The organism is Spiroplasma chrysopicola DF-1 (assembly GCF_000400935.1).
In the GTDB taxonomy this organism is placed as follows: Bacteria; Bacillota_I; Bacilli_A; order Mycoplasmatales; family Mycoplasmataceae; genus Spiroplasma; species Spiroplasma chrysopicola.
On the sequence record NC_021280.1, the window covers coordinates 255,535 to 278,019 of the forward strand.

General features: G+C 26.4%; 17 protein-coding genes. All 17 read left to right on the plus strand.

Features of this window, described 5'->3' with window-relative positions; genetic code table 4:
- The 17 genes from SCHRY_RS01250 to SCHRY_RS01330 all read left to right on the plus strand — a co-directional run bounded on the left by SCHRY_RS01250 (position 1) and on the right by SCHRY_RS01330 (position 22,382).
- Positions 1–1,266 carry a dihydroorotase gene (locus SCHRY_RS01250; RefSeq protein ID WP_016338657.1) on the plus strand — a complete coding sequence of 422 codons (1,266 nt, stop codon included), beginning with the start codon at positions 1–3 and terminating at the stop codon, positions 1,264–1,266.
- Between the two features lies 1 nt (position 1,267).
- Positions 1,268–2,047 carry an iron-sulfur cluster-binding protein gene (locus SCHRY_RS01255; protein ID WP_016338658.1) on the plus strand — a complete coding sequence of 260 codons (780 nt, stop codon included), beginning with the start codon at positions 1,268–1,270 and terminating at the stop codon, positions 2,045–2,047.
- Positions 2,048–2,974 (plus strand): dihydroorotate dehydrogenase, encoded by a 927-nt coding sequence (locus tag SCHRY_RS01260; protein WP_016338659.1) that lies wholly within the window; start codon positions 2,048–2,050, stop codon positions 2,972–2,974. It abuts the gene before it with no gap.
- Positions 2,967–3,671, plus strand: coding sequence for an orotidine-5'-phosphate decarboxylase (gene pyrF, locus SCHRY_RS01265; protein ID WP_016338660.1), 705 nt, complete (start codon positions 2,967–2,969; stop codon positions 3,669–3,671). The genes SCHRY_RS01260 and pyrF overlap by 8 nt, the downstream gene beginning before the upstream one ends.
- Positions 3,664–4,272 (plus strand): orotate phosphoribosyltransferase, encoded by a 609-nt coding sequence (gene pyrE, locus SCHRY_RS01270; protein WP_016338661.1) that lies wholly within the window; start codon positions 3,664–3,666, stop codon positions 4,270–4,272. The genes pyrF and pyrE overlap by 8 nt, the downstream gene beginning before the upstream one ends.
- 149 nt (positions 4,273–4,421) lie before the next feature.
- Positions 4,422–5,240, plus strand: coding sequence for a P-loop NTPase fold protein (locus SCHRY_RS01275; protein WP_016338662.1), 819 nt, complete (start codon positions 4,422–4,424; stop codon positions 5,238–5,240).
- A gap of 246 nt (positions 5,241–5,486) precedes the next feature.
- Positions 5,487–7,052 (plus strand): type I restriction-modification system subunit M, encoded by a 1,566-nt coding sequence (locus SCHRY_RS01280; protein ID WP_016338663.1) that lies wholly within the window; start codon positions 5,487–5,489, stop codon positions 7,050–7,052.
- A gap of 11 nt (positions 7,053–7,063) precedes the next feature.
- Positions 7,064–8,329 (plus strand): restriction endonuclease subunit S, encoded by a 1,266-nt coding sequence (locus SCHRY_RS05440; RefSeq protein ID WP_016338664.1) that lies wholly within the window; start codon positions 7,064–7,066, stop codon positions 8,327–8,329.
- A gap of 2 nt (positions 8,330–8,331) precedes the next feature.
- Positions 8,332–11,430: a type I restriction endonuclease subunit R gene (locus SCHRY_RS01290; RefSeq protein WP_016338665.1), complete on the plus strand. Its 3,099-nt coding sequence runs from the start codon at positions 8,332–8,334 to the stop codon at positions 11,428–11,430.
- A gap of 340 nt (positions 11,431–11,770) precedes the next feature.
- Positions 11,771–12,292, plus strand: coding sequence for a phosphoribosyltransferase (locus SCHRY_RS01295; protein ID WP_016338666.1), 522 nt, complete (start codon positions 11,771–11,773; stop codon positions 12,290–12,292).
- A gap of 7 nt (positions 12,293–12,299) precedes the next feature.
- The gene (guaA, locus tag SCHRY_RS01300; RefSeq protein ID WP_016338667.1) at positions 12,300–13,841 is read left to right on the plus strand and encodes a glutamine-hydrolyzing GMP synthase; all 1,542 of its coding nucleotides are present in this window, start codon (positions 12,300–12,302) and stop codon (positions 13,839–13,841) included.
- Between the two features lie 62 nt (positions 13,842–13,903).
- Positions 13,904–14,428 (plus strand): hypothetical protein, encoded by a 525-nt coding sequence (locus tag SCHRY_RS01305; protein WP_016338668.1) that lies wholly within the window; start codon positions 13,904–13,906, stop codon positions 14,426–14,428.
- Between the two features lie 707 nt (positions 14,429–15,135).
- Entirely contained in the window at positions 15,136–16,275 is a 1,140-nt protein-coding gene (locus SCHRY_RS01310) for a DUF262 domain-containing protein (protein WP_016338669.1), read from the plus strand.
- A complete protein-coding gene (locus SCHRY_RS01315; protein ID WP_016338670.1) occupies positions 16,265–16,840 on the plus strand; it encodes a HEPN domain-containing protein in 576 nt (191 codons plus the stop codon). Before SCHRY_RS01310 ends, SCHRY_RS01315 begins: the two co-directional genes overlap by 11 nt.
- Positions 16,841–17,075: 235 nt before the next feature.
- Complete coding sequence (locus tag SCHRY_RS01320) at positions 17,076–19,091, plus strand: hypothetical protein (RefSeq protein ID WP_016338671.1); 2,016 nt, start codon at positions 17,076–17,078, stop codon at positions 19,089–19,091.
- A gap of 65 nt (positions 19,092–19,156) precedes the next feature.
- The gene (locus SCHRY_RS01325; RefSeq protein ID WP_016338672.1) at positions 19,157–20,395 is read left to right on the plus strand and encodes a DNA methyltransferase; all 1,239 of its coding nucleotides are present in this window, start codon (positions 19,157–19,159) and stop codon (positions 20,393–20,395) included.
- Positions 20,396–20,900: 505 nt separating this feature from the next.
- Positions 20,901–22,382: a uracil-xanthine permease family protein gene (locus SCHRY_RS01330; protein WP_016338673.1), complete on the plus strand. Its 1,482-nt coding sequence runs from the start codon at positions 20,901–20,903 to the stop codon at positions 22,380–22,382.
- Positions 22,383–22,485 lie beyond the last annotated feature (103 nt).

A 22,485-nucleotide genomic window follows, 5' to 3' on the forward strand; every position in this document is an offset into this window, starting at 1 on the left:
ATGATCTACACTTTCAGTCACGGACAGATTTATTACCAGCAAGAATTTATTAACCAAAATATTACAATTGAAAACAATAAAATTATTAATATTGGCCCTGAAATTATTGGGACCGAAATTAAATTACCTCCATCAGCAATTATTGTTCCCAGTTTTATTGATTTACATGCCCATTTCCGCGAACCAGGCCAAACAACAAAAGAAGATTTCGTGACAGGTTCCTTGAGTGCCTTATATGGGGGGTATCAAACAGTTTGTTTGATGGCTAATACAATTCCAACAATTGATAATTTAAAACTTTTAAAAGCTTTATTAACAAAAACCGTTTTATTACCAATTAATATTCAGTTTTTTGCCGCGATTACAAAGAATTTAGCGGGAATAGTACCAGCCCCTTGAAATGAATTAAAAGATTATGTAATTGGTTTTAGTGATGATGGCAATTATTTGGTGAATGAAGAAATTTTATTGGCTGTTTTAGAGTATGCAGATAAAGAGAAAAAGTTAGTATCGTTGCATGTTGATAGTCGTCAAAAACTATTAAAAGAAAAAGTTATCTTAAATAAGCGGAGCGCAAAAAAGTTTCATTTAAAGGGTGTTAATTGAAGATACGAAGGGGAACCCTTAGCAAGAGATTTACGATTGATTAATAAGAAGGGTTTGGGATATCACTTGTGTCATATCTCAACAGCAAAAAGTGTTAAATTAGTACGTAAATATAAAAAGAAAAACCCCAAATTATCTTGTGAGGTTACACCCCATCATTTAACGCTTTCAATTAAAGATATCAAAAATAATAATGGCAATTATATGATGAATCCGCCCCTTAATTTAAAAAAAGATCAGCGCAGTTTAATTAGGGGATTAAATGAAGGGGTTATTGATGTGATTGCCACTGATCATGCTCCCCATTTACCAGTTGAAAAAGATTCTTTTGCAACAGGAGTAATGGGAGTAATTGGCTTACAATTAACATTCCCAGTTTTATATACAAAATTAGTCCGCCCAAAATTAGTTGACTTAGCAACAATAATTGCTGCTTTAACAGTTAATCCCCAAAAATTAATTAATCATGATCCAGTGGAACTAGAGGTTAATCAAAAAGCTAATTTTACAATTATTGATTTAGCCCTTAATAAAATTGTCACATCAACTCTCTTAAAATCAAAAGGAAAAAATACTCCTTTTATTGGTGAAAAATTAGTTGGTTGGCCAATAATTAATGTTTATAACGGTAATATTCACTATTTAACGGAGGATGAATAAAATGGTAAAACAGGTTGAAGAAAAAGTAGTTTTATTAGCAAATCAACAATTAAGTGGTGACTTATGATTGGCAACTTTTAAAGCCCCAATCATAAGTCAATTAGCCGAACCGGGTCAGTTTGTTTTAATTGAACCTGCTGCACAGTTTTTCTTAAAACGCCCATTTAGTTTTTTTGATATTAATAAAACCGAACAGACAGTGCAGATTTATTATCAAAGCAAAGGTTTAGGAACATGATACATGGCCCAGCAGTGAAAAATTGGTCAAATTGTGACAATGCAAGGCCCCCATGGTCAAGGTTTTCAAATTGATGAGATAAATGATATTTTGATTGTTGCTGGGGGAATTGGGATTGCCCCAATGAAGTGTTTAATTGATCAGTTAGAAAAAACTGAGAAAAAGTATCAAGTAATTTTTGGGGGTCAAAACCAAGCAGCATTAACAGTTGCAGCAATGTTTTCTCAATTGCAAAAATTAATATTAGTAACTGATGATGGTTCAATTGGAAAGCAACAAAATGTAATTGAAGCTTTAAAAGAATATTTACAACAACACAAGCCAAAGGTGATTATTGGTTGTGGGCCTAGTGTTGTTTTAAATCAAATTGCAAAGTTGGGAGAACAAAATAATATTTCAACCCAATTATCTTATGAAAGTAGAATGGGTTGTGGGGTTGGGGCTTGTATGGGCTGTACGATTATCAAAGATAATACTAGTTATAAACTTTGTATTGATGGCCCGGTCATCATTAATAAGTACATAGAACAGGAGGGTGAATAAATGTTAACAGTTAATTTTTTGGGATTTAAGTTAAATTGTCCCTTAACAACAGCCAGTGGAACATTTGGTTATGGGGAATGTTATCAAGATTTTTTTGATGTTAATGAATTAGGAATCTTAACAACAAAAGGGATTACTTTAGAACCTCGAAGTGGTAATCCCCAACCCCGTTTAGCCGAAGTTACGGGTGGGATTATTAATGCGATTGGATTAGAAAATTCTGGTTTTGATCAATTTGTTAGCGACATTGTTCCAACATTTAAAGCTTTTAAAATCCCGGTTATGGTTAATTTAAATGGTAAAACAATTGAAGAGTATCAAACTTTAGCGGCTGCAATTAATAAGATTAAGGTCATTGCTTTTGTTGAACTAAATATTTCTTGTCCAAATGTCAAAGCAGGGGGAATATTATTTGGAACGGATTTAGAATTAACGCGTAAAGTTGTTCGTGCTGTTCGTGCTGTTTTACCAGATAAAAAATTAATTGTAAAATTATCCCCAGCTGTTAGTGATATTAAAAAGTTTGCTTTAATTTGTGAGGAAGAAAAAGCGGATGGGATTAGTTTGATTAACACAATTCCGGCAATGCAAATTAATTACCAAACTGGAAAACCAACCCTTGGTAATATTATTGGGGGATTAAGTGGGCCATGTATTAAACCCATTGCGGTTCGGATGGTTTATGAAGTTGCTAGTGTTGTTAAAATCCCAATCATTGGGATTGGGGGAGTTAGCTGTTATGAAGATGTTTTAGAGTTTATGATGGCGGGGGCTAGTGTTGTTGGGATAGGGACAAGCATATTTCGCAGCCCAGAGATGATTACAGAAATTAAGAGGAAGTTAAAAGAATATTGCATTGCTAATAATTTAAATAGTATTGAAGAAATAATTGGTTTGGCTCAACCAAGGAGAAAAGATTATGAATAAAATAATTATTGCTTGTGATTTTAATAGTCGTCAACAATTAATGACTTTTTTAGATAAGTTTCCCCCAAAACCGTTGTTTTTAAAATTAGGAATGGAGTTAATTTATGGAATTGGTTTTGAAATTATTAATGAATTAAAAAAAGCAGGTCATCAAATTTTTCTGGATTTAAAATTACATGATATTCCAATCACAATTCATAAAGCGCTTATTGCTTTAAACCAATATCAAGTTGACTTTTTGACAATTCATTTAACAAGTGGGCGACAAGCTTTGGAGAAGGCCCAAGAAATTAGTAAATCAACAGGAACAAAATTATTAGGAGTAACTGTTTTAACGAGTTTGGATGATGAGGATTTACAAGAAATATTTGGTTGCCAAACTTTAACAAGTGAGCAGCTAGTAATGAATTTAGCTAGTTTAGCTGTTGAATATGATTTTTATGGAGTTATTTGTTCGCCCCATGAAGTACAAATGATTAAAAGAACATATCACCAGTTAAAAACAATAACACCGGGGATTCAAATGAGAGGACAAGAAACTGATCAAAAACGAACAACAACTGTTAAAGCAACACAGCAATTAGGGGCAGATTATTTAGTTGTTGGTCGGGCAATTACTTTAGCTGATAATCCTTATCAAGTTTATCAAGAAATGACAGCTCAGTTTTTAGAAAAAGAGAGGGTAGAAAATGAATAAAATTTTAGGAGAATTAATTAAAATAAAAGCAATTAGTATTAATACTAACCAGTTATATACTTGAGCCTCAGGGATTAAGTCACCAATTTATATTGATAATCGCTTAATAATGGGATATCCGGATTTACGATGAAAAATTAGTCAGTCTTTCCAGCAATTAATTAATAAGCATTTTAAAGCTGATGAAATTAAGGTTATTTTTGGAACAGCAACAGCAGGAATTGCGCATGCCGCTTTTTTATCCCATTTATTACAGTTGCCATTAGGTTATGTTCGTAGTGCAAAAAAAGATCATGGTAAGGAAAATCAAATTGAAGGGGTTTATCAAGTCGGCCAAAAAGGGCTTGTTATTGAAGATTTGATTTCAACAGGTGGTTCAGTAATTGGTGTTGTTAAAGCCTTACAACAAGCGGGCATAGAAGTGGTGGGGGTTTTAGCTATTTTTAGTTATCAGTTAAATAAAGCGAAAGATTCATTTGCTGAATTAGGAATCCCATTATATACCTTAACTAATTTTGAACAATTAATAAAAGATGATCAATTACTGACTTTTTCGGAGCAAAAAGTATTAGCAGAATTTCATCATTTTTTGAATCAATAATTGTTTATTCGGATTTTAAAGTAAGGAAGAAAAGTAATCGTTAATTTAGGTAAAGTATGTTGATAACTAGTAATTGGGGGTAAATAATAATATAATATAAAGGTATTAAAAATAGTAACAAAAATTAATTAGTTAGGTGGCGCAAAGAGATGAATCTATTTAATAGTGCTTATGATATTTTTTATGAAGTTATGACAAGTTGAGCCAATTGATTATTTTTTGGGTTAGCAATTTTTGGTTATTTAGTTTTCTTATTGTGTTATTGGATTTATTTATTTTCACAATGAAAAACTAATTTAAAAAGAGCAAAATATGATGCTCGTGAAGAACTATTAAAAACGAAAATAAATCCTGATGGAGAAACACAACAAGCGATTACAATGATTATTGATACAATTGGGGAAATGATTAATAATAATGATGCCGAAAACATCTTATTTATTGATTCAAATATTAAAAAAGATGCGATTTTATCTCATTGTTGACAGTTCTATGATCAAGATAAAAACTATAATAGTTCTTATGTTGATTGTCAAAAGATTGAACAAAATCGCCACCATGATTATGGGTCGTTATTAATTGGGCGGTTAGTTTCATTAGCTAATTATAAAGTATATATGAATAAAAAAATGCGGATGAAAGTAATTAATATTTTTGCCTCAAAATTACCATTTACTCCCGCTTCTGATATTAGTAATTTAGAAGTGCAAAAGAAAACAATTATTTTTTTAGATAATATTGATGTTTGTAAAGCTGATAATATTAAGGATACATTGGAAATTATTAAAAATAGTTTTTTAGATATTAGTAATTTAGTGATTGTTTGTCCAATTAATAAACATCATATGACCAAAGTCTTAAACCATTATTATTCATATAATTTAGTGTTATCAGAAGAAGAATTAGCCAATAATAAAGTCTTTGATCATTATGCCAAAGCAACTAATAGTAAAATTATTGAAATTTAAAAAGGACTAGCTGTAAAATCTAGTTTTAATTTGTACATTTTAATCTTAAAAATTCTTATAAATAATTGATTAATGTATAATAGATATGATTAATAAAAAATTAATTAAAGAAAATAATCAATAAACAAGGTATTTAATTCTAAGATATGGTTATTTAATGTTGCAAAAATTAGAAAGATTATGATAGATTTAAATTAAAATAAATATTATAAATATTTATAAAATATAAAATAGGAGGATTATAAAATGGGAATAAATTTAAAGAAAGAACTAGAACGTGATGAACTTCATCGCTCAATTTGAAATATTGCAAATGATTTACGTGGAGCTGTTGACGGTTGAGACTTTAAACAATATGTACTAGGAATAATGTTTTATCGTTATATTTCAGAAAATTTAGCAATGTATATTAATAAAGGTGAACATGATGCAGGTAATAAATTATTTAATTATGAAAAAAGTTTAGATAATGATGTAGAAAGTTCAAGGGAAGGCTTAATAGCAGAAAAAGGATTTTTTATTTTACCTTCTGAACTATTTTGTAATGTTTGAGAAAATGCAGATAATAATGAAAATCTAAATGAAACACTGGAAAGAGTATTTAGAAATATTGAACAATCAGCAAAAGGAACAGAATCCGAAAGAAATTTTTCAGGATTATTTGATGACCTTGATGTTAATTCTAATAAATTAGGTGCTACTGTTGAAAAAAGAAATAAAAATCTTTGTAAAATTTTAAATTCAATTGGAAATATGAAATTAGGAAATTATCAAAACAATACAATTGATGCCTTTGGTGATGCATATGAATACTTAATGACAATGTATGCAAGTAACGCTGGAAAATCTGGGGGAGAATTTTTTACACCGCAAGAAGTGTCAGAACTTCTGGCTAGATTAGCTTTAACTGGAAAAGAAAAAGTCAATAAAGTTTATGATCCAGCTTGTGGTTCAGGTTCTTTGTTATTACAAGCAATAAAAATATTGGGTAAAGAAAATATTAAACAAGGTTTTTTTGGTCAGGAAAAAAACATCACAACTTATAACTTATGTCGAATAAATATGTTTTTACATGATGTAGGTTTTGAAAAGTTTAATATTGCATGTGAAGATACTTTAATAGCCCCAAAGCATTGAGATGATGAACCTTTTGATGTAATAGTTTCTAATCCTCCTTATTCAACTAAGTGAGATGGTGATAGTAATCCACTTCTTATTAATGATCCTCGTTTTAGTCCAGCTGGAGTTCTAGCACCAAAAAGTAAAGCAGATTTAGCTTTTATTATGCACTCAGTATCATGGTTATCTAATACCGGGACTGCAGCAATTGTTTGTTTTCCTGGAATAATGTATCGAGCTGGTGCAGAACAAAAAATAAGAAAATACCTTGTTGATAACAACTTTATTGATTGTATTATTCAGTTACCAGATAATTTATTTTATGGTACCACAATTTCAACTTGTATAATGGTGTTAAAAAAATCTAAAATTAATAGTGACATTGTATTTATTGATGCAAGTAAAGAGTATTTAAGTGCAGCAAATAACAATAAGTTAACAAATGATAATATAAATAACATCATTAATGCATATATTAATAGAACAGATAAAGAATATGTTGTCAAGTTGGCCTCTTATGATGAAGTTGTTCTAAATAATTATAATTTATCTGTTTCTACTTATGTTGAAAAAGAAGATACATTTGAAGAAATTGATATTGTTAAACTCAATGCTGAAATAGAAACAATTGTTGAAAAACAAAATAAACTGCGTGAAGAAATTGCAAAAATTTTAGAAGAAATAGAAGTATAGGATAAGATATTATGATTAAATTAAATGAATTAATAGAAAATTTTTGCCCAAGAGGTGTTCCTTTTAAAAAAATTTGAGAAGTTACTATATGAGATAAAAAATTTAATTCAGTAGATAAAATAAAACAAAGTAAAGTTGTTAAGTATAAATATTTTTTTGTAAAGGATTTAAATTCTTTTGTGAAAGAAAATGGAGATGTAAAAATACTCACTACAAACATTACTAATTTATTTACAGATAAAGAGCTTGCAGGTGTTTATATGACAGAAGGGGAAATTGTTTGTTTACCAGGAGGGAGCAGTAACCCAAATATACAATATTATAATGGAAAATTTATTACATCAGACAATAGAATTGCAACATCTATTGATAAAAATGTTTTAAATAATAAGTTTTTATACTATTATTTTATTAATAAGCTCAATATTATTTCATCTTTTTATAGAGGCTCAGGAATAAAGCATCCTGATATGTCAAAAATATTAGATTTAAAAATACCTATTCCACCAATAGAAGTTCAAAATGAAATTGTTCGGATACTTGATTCTTTCACAGAGCTGACATCAGAGCTGACATCAGAGCTGACATCAGAGATTGAAGCAAGAAAAAAACAATATGAATATTTTTTAAATTTATTATTAGATGAATTAAAATTAAAAAATATTTTATTATTTTATGAAAATAAAAAAATATTAGATAATAAACAAAGAATTGTTGATAGTAATGTTGTTAAATATAGAAGACTTAACGATTTATTAGCATATGAGCAACCAGATAAATATATAGTTAAAGATACAAATTATAATTCCAACTTCAATATCCCTGTTTTAACTGCAGGAAAAACTTTTATACTTGGATTTACAGAAGAAAATGATGGTATTTACTGAGCTTCAAAAGAACAACCAGTAATTATATTTGATGATTTTACAACATCATTTCATTGAATTGATTTTAATTTTAAAATTAAATCGTCAGCAATTAAAATTTTAAAACCCAATCAAAAGATAAAATTTAATTTTAGGTTTTTATATTATGCAATGAAATCAATAAAATATCTTCCTAGTAATCATAGACGCCAATGAATAAGTGAATATAGCAAAATTAAAATCCCATTTTTTAGAATTGATATTCAAAATGAAATTGTTCGAATACTTGATTCTTTTACAGAGCTGACATCAGAGCTTACAGCAGAGCTGACATCAGAGCTTACAGTAAGAAAAAAACAATATGAATATTATCGTAATAAGTTATTAAATTTTAAAGAGATGGAGAATTAGTTATGTCATCTTTTAATATTATTTCAGAAAGTAATGATTTGACAGTTGTTAGTCAATATATCTCAGTTATAAAAAAGGCAAATTCTTTTCAAAGTGAAGCAGATCTTGAAAAAGAATTTATAAATTTATTGCAAGATCAATCATATGAATTTTTATCTGTCCACAATGGAACTGACTTAAGAAAAAATTTACGAAAACAATTAGAACTATTAAATAAATATAATTTTTCCGATGATGAATGAGAAAACTTTTTTAATCATAATTTGGCTAATCAGAATGATGGTATTATTGAAAAAACTAAAATAATTCAAGAAGATTATCGACAAGTTTTAATTCGTGATGATGGTTCTTCAAAAAATATTAATTTATTAGATAAAAAAAATATTCATAATAATAGGCTACAAGTTATTAATCAATATGAGGTAAAAGAGGGCAAATATCAAAATCGTTATGATGTTACTATTTTAGTAAATGGTTTCCCATTAGTCCATGTTGAATTAAAGCGCCGTGGTGTTGCAATTAAAGAAGCATTTAATCAGATTAACCGTTATCAAAAAGATTCTTTTTGAGCAGAAACAGGTTTATTTCAATATGTCCAAATTTTTGTTATTTCTAATGGAACAAGCACAAAGTATTATTCGAATACTACTCGCTTTAATCATATAAATGATATAAATCTCCCCGGAAAAAAAACAAAGACAAGTCACAGTTTTGAATTTACTTCGTTTTGAGCCGATGCCAATAATAAAATTATCCCTGATTTAATAGATTTTACAAAAACGTTTTTTTCGAAACGTACTCTTTTGAATATTCTTACGAAATATTGTGTATTTACCTCTGAAAATATGCTTTTAGTAATGCGTCCTTATCAAATTGTTGCAACAGAAAGAATTTTAAATCGTATTGAAATTGCCACTAATTATAAAAAATATGGTTCAAGAACCGCAGGTGGTTATATTTGACATACCACTGGTTCTGGTAAGACATTAACATCATTCAAAGCAGCAAGAATGGCAAGTAAAATTTCTTATATTGATAAAGTATTATTCGTTGTTGATCGCAAAGACTTAGATTACCAGACAATGAGAGAATATGATCGTTTTGAAGAGGGAGCCGCTAACTCCAATACTTCAACAAAAATTTTAAGAAAACAATTAGAGGATTCTAATTCAAAGATTATAATTACAACAATTCAAAAATTATCGCGTTTTATAACAAAAAATAAAGCTCATCAAACTTTTGATAAACATGTAGTAATTATCTTTGATGAGTGTCATCGTTCACAATTTGGTGAAATGAATATGGCAATTACTAAGCATTTTAAAAAATATTATTTATTTGGTTTTACAGGAACTCCAATTTTTACTGTTAATGCTGGAGCTTCCAAAAATCCAGCTTTAAAAACTACTGAACAAGTTTTTGGAGAAAAACTTCATACCTATACAATTGTTGATGCCATAAATGATAATAATGTTTTACCTTTTCGAATTGATTATAATACAACATTGGCAAGCCGCGATGATATTGAAGATCAAGAAGTTCGAGATATTGATCGTGAAAAAGTATATTCAGATCCAAGAAGAATAAAAATGGTAACAGAATACATTTTAGATCATTTTAATCAGAAGACATATCGTACGAAAAAGGTATTTCAACACAATGTTATTTCTAATGTTGCTGATGTTGTTAATGATAAAAATTGTTATAACTTTATGGAAAAAAAAGTATCAATTAATATTGATGGCTTTAATTCTATTTTTGCTGTTTCATCAATTGAAATAGCAAAACTTTATTACAATGAATTTAAAAAACAAATGCAGGAAAAACCCGACCAAAATTTAAAAGTAGGATTAATTTATTCTTATTTTGCAAATGAAGAAGAAAGTAATGGGCTTTTAGGAGAAGAAGATAGTCAAGAAACAACTAATTTAGATCAATCATCACGGGATTTTCTTGAGGGAGTTATTAAAGATTATAATAAAATGTTTTCAACAAATTACGATACTTCTAGCGATAAATTCCAAAATTATTATAAAGATTTATCATTAAGAATGAAAAATAAAGAGTTGGATTTATTAATTGTTGTTAATATGTTTTTGACAGGATTTGATGCTACAACACTTAATACACTTTGAGTTGACAAAAATCTAAAAATGCATGGTTTAATTCAAGCCTTTTCACGAACTAATCGGATTTTAAATTCTATTAAAACTTTTGGTAATATAGTTTGTTTTCGAAATCTTCAAAAACAAACTGATGAAGCAATAGCGTTATTTGGGAATAAAGATGCTTCAGGAATTGTATTATTAAAGGGGTTTGATGATTATTACCATGGTTACACAGATCATAATGGCCAAAAACAAAAGGGATATGTTGAAATGATTGATGAATTATTTGAAAAATACCCCTTAAGGGAATCTTCAATTATTGGTGAACAAAAACAGAAAGAATTTATTACTCTTTTTGGAGCAATTTTAAGAATGCGTAATTTATTAACTACATATGATAAATTTGAGGGCAATGAGATAATTACTGAAAGAGATTTTCAAGATTATTGTGGAAGATATTTGGATTTAAAAGATCAATGATCAAAACACCAAGCTGGTGAAGCGGAAATTATTAATGATGATGTTGTTTTTGAAATTGAATTATTAAAACAGGTTGAAATTAATATTGATTACATTTTAATACTTGTGGAAAAATATCATAAAAGTTATTCAAAAGATGAAGAAATTCTTATTTCAATTTATAAAGCAATTGATTCTTCGCCACAATTAAGAAGTAAGAAGGAATTAATTAGAAATTTTATTAATGGGATTAATGATGTCCAAGACATTGTATCTGTTTGGCGAAGATTTATCGTTAAAGAAAAAGTAACATCCTTAAAAAAAATAATTCAAGCTGAAAAATTAAAAGAAGATGAAACTAAAAAATTTATTTTAGATTGTTTTGAGAATGGCATTGTTAAAACTACAGGAACAAATTTTAATAAGATTTTACCGCCTATATCAAGATTTGGAGATGGAAACTATTATAAAACACGTGAAAGGGTAATAACTGAAATACAAAAATATTTTGACCAATTTTATGGACTAGAGTAAAAAATACTAAACATATTTCAGAAATATTTTATGTAAATATAAGAAAAGTATTTAGTTCTAAAATTGATAAATTTTAACTTACAGACTAGGAAAATATTCCTAGTTTTTATTTTTATTATCGGCTAATTTAGTTGCAAAATAACAAGAGATAAGTTATATTGTACTTATAACTAAATAAAGCTTATATATGCTAGTAAGATGAACTAGCGTTTCTACGTCTTGTCAATATTAAGATACTATAGGTTATGAAATTTGTATGATAGCATATTTTCTTTTACATAATCAGTTTAGCAAGTTAAATTGTTTATGTTTTTATTTTTTGGGGTAAAGGAGAAAAAAAGTGGATAAAGAAAAATTAGAATTATATATTTCCGCTGAGGAAATACAAAGTCGCATTAAAGCATATGGGGAAAAAATTACTAAACTTTATAAAGGAACAATCTTACATTGTATTGGAATTATGAATGGTTCATTATTCTTTTTTAGTGATTTACTCCGTCGGATTGATAATTATATTGTTATTGATACAATTACTGTCTCAAGTTATCAAGGGATTAATTCAACGGGAGAAATTATTTTTAGTAAAGCAGTGACAAAAAATATTGAAAATAAAGATGTTTTATTAATTGAGGATTTAATAGATACTGGGAAAACATTATCGGTTGTTATTGAAGAAATTAAAAAATTAAAACCAAAAAGTTTACGGGTTGTTTGTTTAGCTGATAAAGTTGTTTGTCACCCAGACTTTAAATATGAGTATGAAGCCTTATTTGATATTAAAGATGAGTTTGTTGTTGGTTATGGATTTGATGTTGATGATCGTTATCGTCAATTAGAAGATATCTATATTTATCGAGGATAGGAAAATTATGAAAGAAAAAAATTTTATTGTTATTTTAGATTTTGGTTCACAGTATACGCAATTAATTGCCCGTCGTATTCGTGATTTAGAAGTTTACTGTGAAGTATGACCGTATAATGTTAGCTTAGAAAAGCTAAAGGGACCCGGGATTAAAGGGATTATTTTATCAGGAGGACCAGCTTCTGTTTATGCTGAAGATGCTTTTCTAATTGAAAAAGCAATTTATCACCTAGGGGTTCCTGTTTTAGGAATTTGTTATGGCATGCAGTTAACTTGTCATTTATTTAATGGAAAAGTAAGTCGATCTGCAAAACAAGAATTTGGCTTTGCTAGTTTGATGCTAGATGAAACAAGTGATGAGTTATTTGATCAAATTAAGAATAATGAACAAGTATGAATGAGCCATGCTGACCATATTGAAATTTTACCCCCAGAGTTTAAACAACTAGGGCATACTATTAATTCAATTAGTGCAATTAAACATATTTCACTGCCAATTTATGGGTTACAATTTCACCCAGAAGTAACCCACACGGTAATAGGGAAACAATTATTAGCTAATTTTGCCTTTAAAATTGCTAAGTGTGCGGCTGACTGAAAACTTTCATCATTTATTGAAACCACTGTTGAAAATATTCGCACAACAGTTAAAGCAGATAAAGTTATTTTAGCCTTATCAGGTGGAGTTGATTCAAGTGTTTGTGCTGTCTTATTAAATCAAGCAATTGGTAGTCAATTACAATGTATTTTTATTGATACAGGATTACTACGCTTAGATAGTGGTTGAAATGATATTCAACAGTTACAACAACAATTTGGGCTAAATGTGATGCGCATTGATGCCAAAGAACGTTACTTTAATAGTTTAAAAGGAGTAACTGATCCCGAACAAAAACGAAAAATCATTGGTCAGTTATTTATTGAAATTTTTAATGAAGAAGCGCAAAAAATGCAAGATGTCAAATGATTAGGACAAGGGACAATTTATCCCGATATTATTGAATCAGTTTCGGTTAAAGGACCATCAGCAACAATTAAATCACACCATAATGTTGGGGGATTACCAAAAGAAATGCCATTCCAATTAATTGAACCATTACGAGAATTATTTAAAGATGAGGTGCGTAAAACAGGGGAATTGTTAGGAATTGGTCATGACTTTGTTTATAAACATCCGTTCCCAGGACCAGGTTTAGCTGTTCGAATTATTGGGGAAGTTAGCCCGGAGAAAGTTGATATTTTACAACAAGCTGATCATATCTTTATGGAAGAATTACATAAAAATCATTTATACCATGAAGTATCACAAGCATTTGTTGTTTTATTACCAGTTCAATCAGTTGGGGTAATGGGAGATGTCAGAACTTATGGTTATACCGTTGTATTACGTAGTGTTAATACAACCGACTTTATGACGGCGCATTGAAGTGAATTACCTTATGATTTCTTGGCTCATGTTTCACGCAGAATTGTCAGTGAAGTGGGCAATATTAATCGAGTAACTTATGATATTACTTCAAAACCACCAGCAACAATTGAGTGGGAATAGAATTGCAGTATATTAAAATTTTTAAAATAAATATATAATTTTTAATGAAAAGGATTGATTTAATGTATTTTTTTGGTATTACAACTACTAATCTTAATGATGTATACTTAATTACAGGTATAATTACTAGCATAATTTCAACTTTAGCAATTTTATTTTCTTCTGTATATTTTTCTGTAAAAAAACATAATTTTGAAAAAAAGACTAAAGTTATTGAAAAATTAGATTTAAAATTTAAAGAATGGGAAATACAGTTAAAGAATAACAATGATTTAAAACTAAATTTTTATGTTGAATATAGAAAATATGCTGCAACATGCATATGGATTTTTGAAGAAATTTATAAGACTTATCCAAATATTTATTGTTTTACATGTGAAAAAGAATCTACGTATAAAGAATTTTATGATAAAATTATCTCAAAAGAAGAGGAATATTATAATAAAGATATTTGTAAAAAACTAATTAAAAAAAATTATAAATTACCTACATCATATTTACAAATTTTATTTTTTAATAAAAATCTCATAACAACTTTAAATTGTCCTGATTGTTTGTTTATTGATAAAATAAAATGAAAAATTTAAGTAATAATAAAATAATAATTTATAATAAAGAATTTTGGAAACAATTATTATTATAAATTATATAATTTATAAACAAAATATTAAGAAAATAAGGATAAGTTCATAAGAAGGCGTTTTTTTGAAGATAATTTTTATCAAAAAGAAAATTTGCAAATTAATACAATTGAAAATTATTTAGGGATAATTGAAGATATTTTTAGATAATTATCTAATAAAATTATTAAAAATAAATTTAATATTTTAAATTTATAGCCTTAAAACATAATAGATATTTTTTCTTGATATTAGGTAAAAATAGTATAAAATAAAAAGATATATTAATAGAAAAATAAATAATTTTTAAATTACCTATAAAAAAGCATATATTTTTTGGAACAAATGCTTATAGATAATAAAGTAAATAATCTTTTAATATTAATTTGCCAACATATGTTAGCAAATTAATAAAATAGTTGTTGTTATGTAGTAACATTAATTGAGTAAATAAGTAAAGAAGTTAAAAGAAGAAAATAAATTAGAATTTCAATATAAATTCTAATTTTTATATTATAATAAAAATAATTATCAACTGTATTAAACATTATTAATTTATGTTAAGCCAAAATTTAGTTAACAGATTAGTAATTATTTAAAGTATCAAAATTAGTAAAAGAAATTTTAAAATAGAACAATAGTTAAAAAGCTAGAAAACAGTAAGGAAAATAAATATGATTAATAAAGATATATTTTGAAATTATGATTCTAATGATTTAGAAACTGAGAATGAAGAAGAATTAGCTACTCATGTATATGATTTTACTTGGCAAGGAATAGATTTTACAATTAATGAATTATGTACAATGATAAAAGAGGGAGATTTAATAATTCCTAATTTTCAACGAAAGTTGGTATGAGATAAATTTAGAAAAAGTAAATTTATTGAATCATTATTAATGGGATTTCCTATTCCAAATATATTTTTTTCAGAAACTGAAAAAAATAAATATTGAATAGTAGATGGGCTTCAGAGAATTACAACAGCTAAGGACTATATTAATGGTAAATTTGCATTATCTTCAAAAGAAACTATTAATGAAAAGTGAAGAAATCTGTCTTTTTCAAATTTAAGTGAAGAAGAAAAAAGAAGAATTAAAAGAACTTTGATTAGGACAATAATAATAAAGCAAGTTATACCCAAAAATAGTAATGATAGCATTTTTGGCCTGTTTGAAAGAATTAATACAGGAAGTGTACCTTTAAATTCGCAAGAGATTAGAAATGCTATATATGCAGGGCCTTTTAATGATTTACTTAATGAAATAGCAGAAACAGAAATATGAAAAAAAATGTATAAAGGAAAAGACATTGTTGACATAAGGATGTTAGATGCTGAAGTAATTTTAAGATATTTTGGTCTTAAAAATATAGTAATAAATAGTCCACCAGGTTTACCACCAAAAATAAATTTAAAAGAAGTTTTAAATGAATGCATGAAAAACTATAAAAATATTGATCCTAATAATAAAAAAATATTTAAAGAAGAATTTATTGATTTGTTAGAATTGATTTATAATTTTTTAGGTGCCAAAGCTTTTTATAGATATGAAAAAAAGGAAAAAATGTTAATTCCTAAATCTTTCAATACTTCTGTATTTGATTCTTTCATGTATGGATTTTATTCTTTTTATAAAAAATATGACTTTAAGAATAATTTTAATGAAATTGATAAAAATAAGTTTATAGATATAATATTTTTAGATTCAGATTATCAAAGATGTGTTCAAGAAAAAACAATGGATCTCGTAAATATTAAATATAGATATGAAACTGTAAAAAAAGCATTGCAAAAAATTATTGATGAAAAATAAAAAAATAAAAAGTATTTTTTTAAGAATAGATCCTAGTAATGAATTGAACCAAATTGCAAATGAGATTAATTTTATCAAAAATGAGATTAATCCTTATAACATAAAAAAAAATATAAATATAAATATTAGAAAAAGTATGGAAAAATACCTATTAGTTTTAATTATGTCTATATTTGATCAGTTTATATATAAATGAATCTTGTGAAATGTAAAATGAAATAATGAAAATCCCACAAAAAAAATTTTAGTTAATTATCTAGAAAATAATATTAAGAATAATTCAAATTATAATGAAGAGAAAATTAAAAAAATTTTAAATTTATTTACTAATAATTTGTCTAAAAAATTTAAAATATTTAACTATAGTAAAAATATTACAAATAGAAGTAATAGAAAGAAAAAAGAAATTTTTAAAGTTTTATCTGAGGCAATTAAAAATAGAAATTTAGCTGCTCATGGTGGAAATACAAATTTTTCTTGAAGTGATATATTAGAAATAGAAAAAAACCTATATTTAATAATTAAATATTTTGGAAGACAAAATATAATTATTTGTTTAAAATAAGAGGCTTAGTTTTGAATAGAAAATTATTAAATAAAATTGATATCATGGTAAATATTGATATTAGAATAAAAATAATTTTCTTAATAATTTGACTTTTATATTATTAATATTTTTATTTTTAATATTAAAATTAGTAATTTCAGTTAATAACATAATTATCATATTAATATTAAAAAATATGTAGAAATATAGCGAAAACGTAAATTAAAAAATAAAGAATAGTGGAGAAATTAATATGACAAATGATTATAATACTCAAAAATTACGTTTTTGAGCAAAAAATCCTCGATATACTAATAGTAATGATGTATCTTTTAATAATATAGGAATTGAAGATTTCGATGAATATGGTAATGATATATATCAACAAAACATTGAAGAATATTATAAAAAATTTTTAAAAAATCAGCGTATGATTGATAAGTTATATGAATTAGTTGAAAGTATTAGTAAAGGTTTTGAGCCTAATATTGATGAAATTTTAGTTACTAAATCGCCTTACTTAGAAAGTAATAATATAAAAGATGTTGATGGAACAGATATTTTTTATGTTTTAGAAGGGAATAGAAGATTATTTGCTCTTCATTTGCTTTCAAACATTGGAATTTCTCGAGAAGTATTGGAAAAATATATATCTTCTAATTTATATTTAAAGTTTGAAAAAATTTTTGAACAAAGTAGTAATTTAGATTTTTCAATTATTGAATGTAAAATTTATAATGTTAGTGGTAGACAAGATAGTGAAATATGAAAAGTTCTTAATTCTAGACATTTTGGAAATCGAAAAGGAAAATTAAATTGGCCACGTGGATTAGTTTTATCATCAATAAATAATGAAGTTGTTAAATTTAGAAATAAAAATAACATAAAAAATAATGAAAAATTAAATCAAAACGAATTTGATGAACTGTGAATTACTGTTGAAACTTTTACAGGAAAAAAAATTAATGAATTAGATTTTAAGGGAGCACTATGATCATTAAAATGTATTAATACATATAATGAATTCCGACCACAAAATAAAATCCTACTTGAAATGACAGATGACCAAATTAGCAGCGAAGAAGACGACATACTTTCTGAGGACGCTAATGAAATTAATGGTAATTTAATAAGTAGTAAACCATTTTCTGTTTCATCGCTTGAGCTTGCTTTTAATACAATTAAAGTTTTAAATTCTGAAGGATATCCTCAATCTTTAAAAAAACAAATAAATTTAAATATAGATATTTATTCATGGAAAATAGATAGTAATTTAAATGAAAGTATTTTTGCCCAAGTTTGCATTTATTTAGTTGAATCAATTTTAAATGGAAAATTAAATACTCGTAAATTTAAAGCTGAATATATTCTTGAACTTCAAGAATTACTTGGAATTACTAGTGTTGGTGACGCAAAAGAACTAGTTAATTCATCAAACAGTAGTAGAATTCGTTTTAGCCAAGTTTCAATAGAAGCAATAAAAACTTTAAGAGAAGACAATATTATTTTTGCTGATAGTAATGAAAAAAGAATATATTTTGAAATAAAACATAATATTTTGCCTGAAGTCGATAAAATATATTCAATAGCAATAGAATTAGAGAAAAGAATTAATTTAATAAATGACAAAATGTTTTTTTCATTAATATACATTTGAACCAAAGAATTTAAATCATTAATTCATAGTAGAGCTTATGTAGAAACCAAGTACTACCCCTTTTTATTGGTTTCATCACTTCTAAGAAGTACTTCTGAACTAGTTCAAAATATAATTGTAATATTTGAACCATCTATTATTAATGACTTTAAGACAAAGTATAGTAATTACTCTCCTACTTGATTTAAAAATCACTATGGCCAACATATTTTGGATGTTATCAATAATAATGAATTAAAAAAAGAAATAGAAGAAAACTATTGTAGAAATGGCTGTGAAGGTAAAATCATCTTATCAATTATGAATAAGTCATCTGCTAATGAAATTTTAAGTTTTTTAAAAAAACTTAAAATTTCATTAAAACAAAAATATGGTACTTTTATTTCAAGAAATGAGAATCAAATTGATACTTTGCTAACTTCTTTTGCTAATTTTATTTCTTGATCTAGTAATACAATTTATTTAAACAGAATTATACATAAAAATCATTATATTTTTGATGTAGTAAATGATACTGGGATTACTACTATAACTTCTGAATTAAAAACTAATTTAGAAATAGTATTTTCATTTTTACAATTAGTTTTAGATTATTTTAAACAAAGTGTTTAAAAAGCGTTGTATATAAAAATATAAAAGATAAAATTATAATAATAAGAAATGGGGATAAAGACAATATGAAAAAAGATGCAACATTAATTAAATTAAAAAATATACAAACTAATCATATTGTTAATTTACCAGAAGATAAAACTTGAAAAAAATATAGTCGTCTTTGAGGTGATTGGATGCACAGAATATGCTCATATGTAGCTATGTTTTCGCCTGCATTAGCCGATCATTTTATTAATGAATATGCTCCAAATGAAGGAGATATTGTATTGGACACATTTTCTGGGCGTGGAACTACATTATTACAAGCAAGAATTTTAAACAAAAAGGCATATTCAGTAGATTTAAATCCGTTTGCCTATGTTCTTACTCGTGCTAAAGCAAAAAGTTTTAGAGAAGATGAGATAATTTCAAGAGTAAATAAATGAGAATTAGAATATTTAAAAACAAAAAATTCATTATTAAATTTAAATTGTATTAATCAAGACTTAAAAGTCTATTATAGCGATATAAATTTAAGACAATTGTTATTTATAAAAAAAATGTATGGTGAGGATTTTAAAAATTTAAGTGATGAAGATAATTTTATTTTAGCTATAACCTTAGGTATCTTGCATGGCCCAATGAAAAAATCTGGTGAATCTATTTACTTATCGTTGCATATGAGTAATCATACATCAATGTCTGTTAATTATGTTAAAAATTATGCTTTAAAACATAATTTAATTAAGCCAGAAGATAATATTTTTGATAAAATTCGGAATAGGGTAAGACATATCCTTAAAAAATCTAAATTTTATGAAAACAAAGCAGAAGTTAAATTGGGCAATGCATTAAATATTTCTGAATATTTTAATATAGTACCAAAATTAGTATTTACTTCACCCCCATATTTAAATATAATTAATTATACTCAACAAAATTGGTTAAAAATGTGAATGCTAGGTTTTGATACAAGAGAGGATAATAAAAATCTTAAATTAGATGATAGGCATAATATTAATGAATATAAGAATTTTATGCTACAGTATTTAAGTAATATATCAGAGATATGTAATAAAGATTCTACGATTATTTTAGTAATTGGAGATGTCAAAAAATCAGAAAAAATTAATTACTCATTTGAAAAAATTTGAAATGATTTTAAACATTTGACAGATTTAAAATTAATTAAAATATATGAAGATAATATTCAACAAAAATTAAAAGCTACAAATTCAATGGGAACTAAGTCAGGAAAAGCTACTAGAGTAGATAAAATATATGTTTTTAAAAAAAATATTTTACAATCACATTTTAGATAGCCAAAAAAATATATTATTTTTTTACTGTATGTATAAATTTTTTATTTTGTAAAAAATAAATTTAATTTTAAATTTATTTTAAATATAAGTGATTGATAAATTATATAATTTACTAGATTTGTTATAATGACTATAAAACAAATTTAAAAAATATTGGAATTATAATTATTTTAATATATTAAAAATAATTTTTTAGTATATATAATTTAAATATCAAAAAAGCTAAAAAATTTGAGTTTTATAAATAATGATTTTTTAATAATAAAGTTTTATTTGAAAAATATATTTTAAATTCTTTACATTTAAATTAGGTTGTGTTAATATTTTTCTTAAGAATGTTGAGGTAGCAATGCAAAGAAATTCTATTATTAAAAAATGCAGATTTTTACAAAATAGTCGTTTTACTATCAATGTTTTTAACATTCTATTATTTGCAAAAAATATTATTAATAATAAAAAAACTAGTTATTTATTTAACTAGTTTTTTTATGGTTCAGGAGGAAAAATGGAGAAAAGTCAAAATCAAATTACTGAGCAAGGTTATGAAGTTAATGACATTAAATTATTGTTAGAACCAAACCAACGACCAAAAAACATGTGACAATGAGCAATTCTATCATTACAACATGTTTTTGCCATGTTTGGATCAACTGTTTTAGTGCCATTAACAATTAACCAAATTGCTGGGGTTGAAGTTATGAATATTTCAATGGCCTTATTTTGTTCGGGGGTTGGAACATTAATCTATATTGTCTGTACAAGTGCAAAAGTACCAATGTATTTAGGGAGTTCCTTTGCCTACATGGGGGCAATTGGATCATGTTATCCATTATATGGTAATGCTGTTTTTATTGCCATTATGATTGTTGGGGTTATTTATATTTCCGTCGGAGTAATTGTTTACTATGTTGGGAATACTTTCTTAGAAAAAATCTTACCAGCAATTATTGTTGGACCCTTAATTATTATTATTGGGATGTCAGTTGCCCCTAGTGCAATTAACAACTCAGGGTTAAACCCAGCCCAATGAAACCAAAGTTATTCTCGTTGAATTGGGGTTGGAATTGCCGCTTTTACTTTTACAGTAACAGCTTTAGTGGCAATGAAATGTAAAGGATTTACAAAAGTAATTCCAGTTATCATCGGGGTAGTATCTGGATATTTACTAAGTGTGATTTTACACTTTGCTTTAGGAACAGAAAATCATATTCTTGATACAAGTAAAATCAATGATCCAAGTGTTTGACAATGATACCCATCATTTAAAGCATTTTGAAACTTAAACCCAAAAAATATTGGTCCTGCTGTTTTAGCAATTAGTCCTTTAGCAATTATTGTCATTGCTGAACATATTGGTGATCATATTAGTATGGGGGCCTTAACGGGGAAAAACTTTGTTAAAAATCCCGGAATGCACCGTACATTAATAGCTGATGGGGTTTCAATTATCTTTGATGGAATGGTTGGGGGACCACCAAATACAACATACGGTGAAAATACTTCAGTTGTTGGAATGACTAAAATTGCCTCGGTGTGAGTAACTGGCTTAGCGGCCATCTTTGCTATTATCTTATCGTTTATTGCCCCAGTTAATCAATTAGTCCAAATGATGCCAGGTCCTGTCATGGGTGGAATCAGTATCATTATGTTTGGTTTAATTGCCACAAATGGGATTAGAGTTTTAATTAATAATAAAGTTGATTATAGTAATATTCGTAATGTCTTTATTACTTCAATTATTTTAGTGTTAGGATTAGGGGGAGCCATCTTTAACTTTACAATTGGAAGTGGGACATTATCATTCTCTGGAACAGCATTAGCTGCTTTTGTTGGGATTTTCTTAAACCTAGTTTTACCAAAAAAACTAAATGAAGGGTTCTGAACATTGAACTGAATTTCAGCAAAAATTAGTTTGGCTAAAAATAAAAAGAAAAATAAAACTAAAAAAAGGAAAGAATCAAAAAAATCAAAACCAGAAGATAAATAATAAAGTAAAAAAATATGAGCAACTTCTCATATTTTTTTATCTTTAAAATTTTCTTTTAATAAAAAAATTTTAAAGATAATTAAAATAAACTAAATTTATTCCA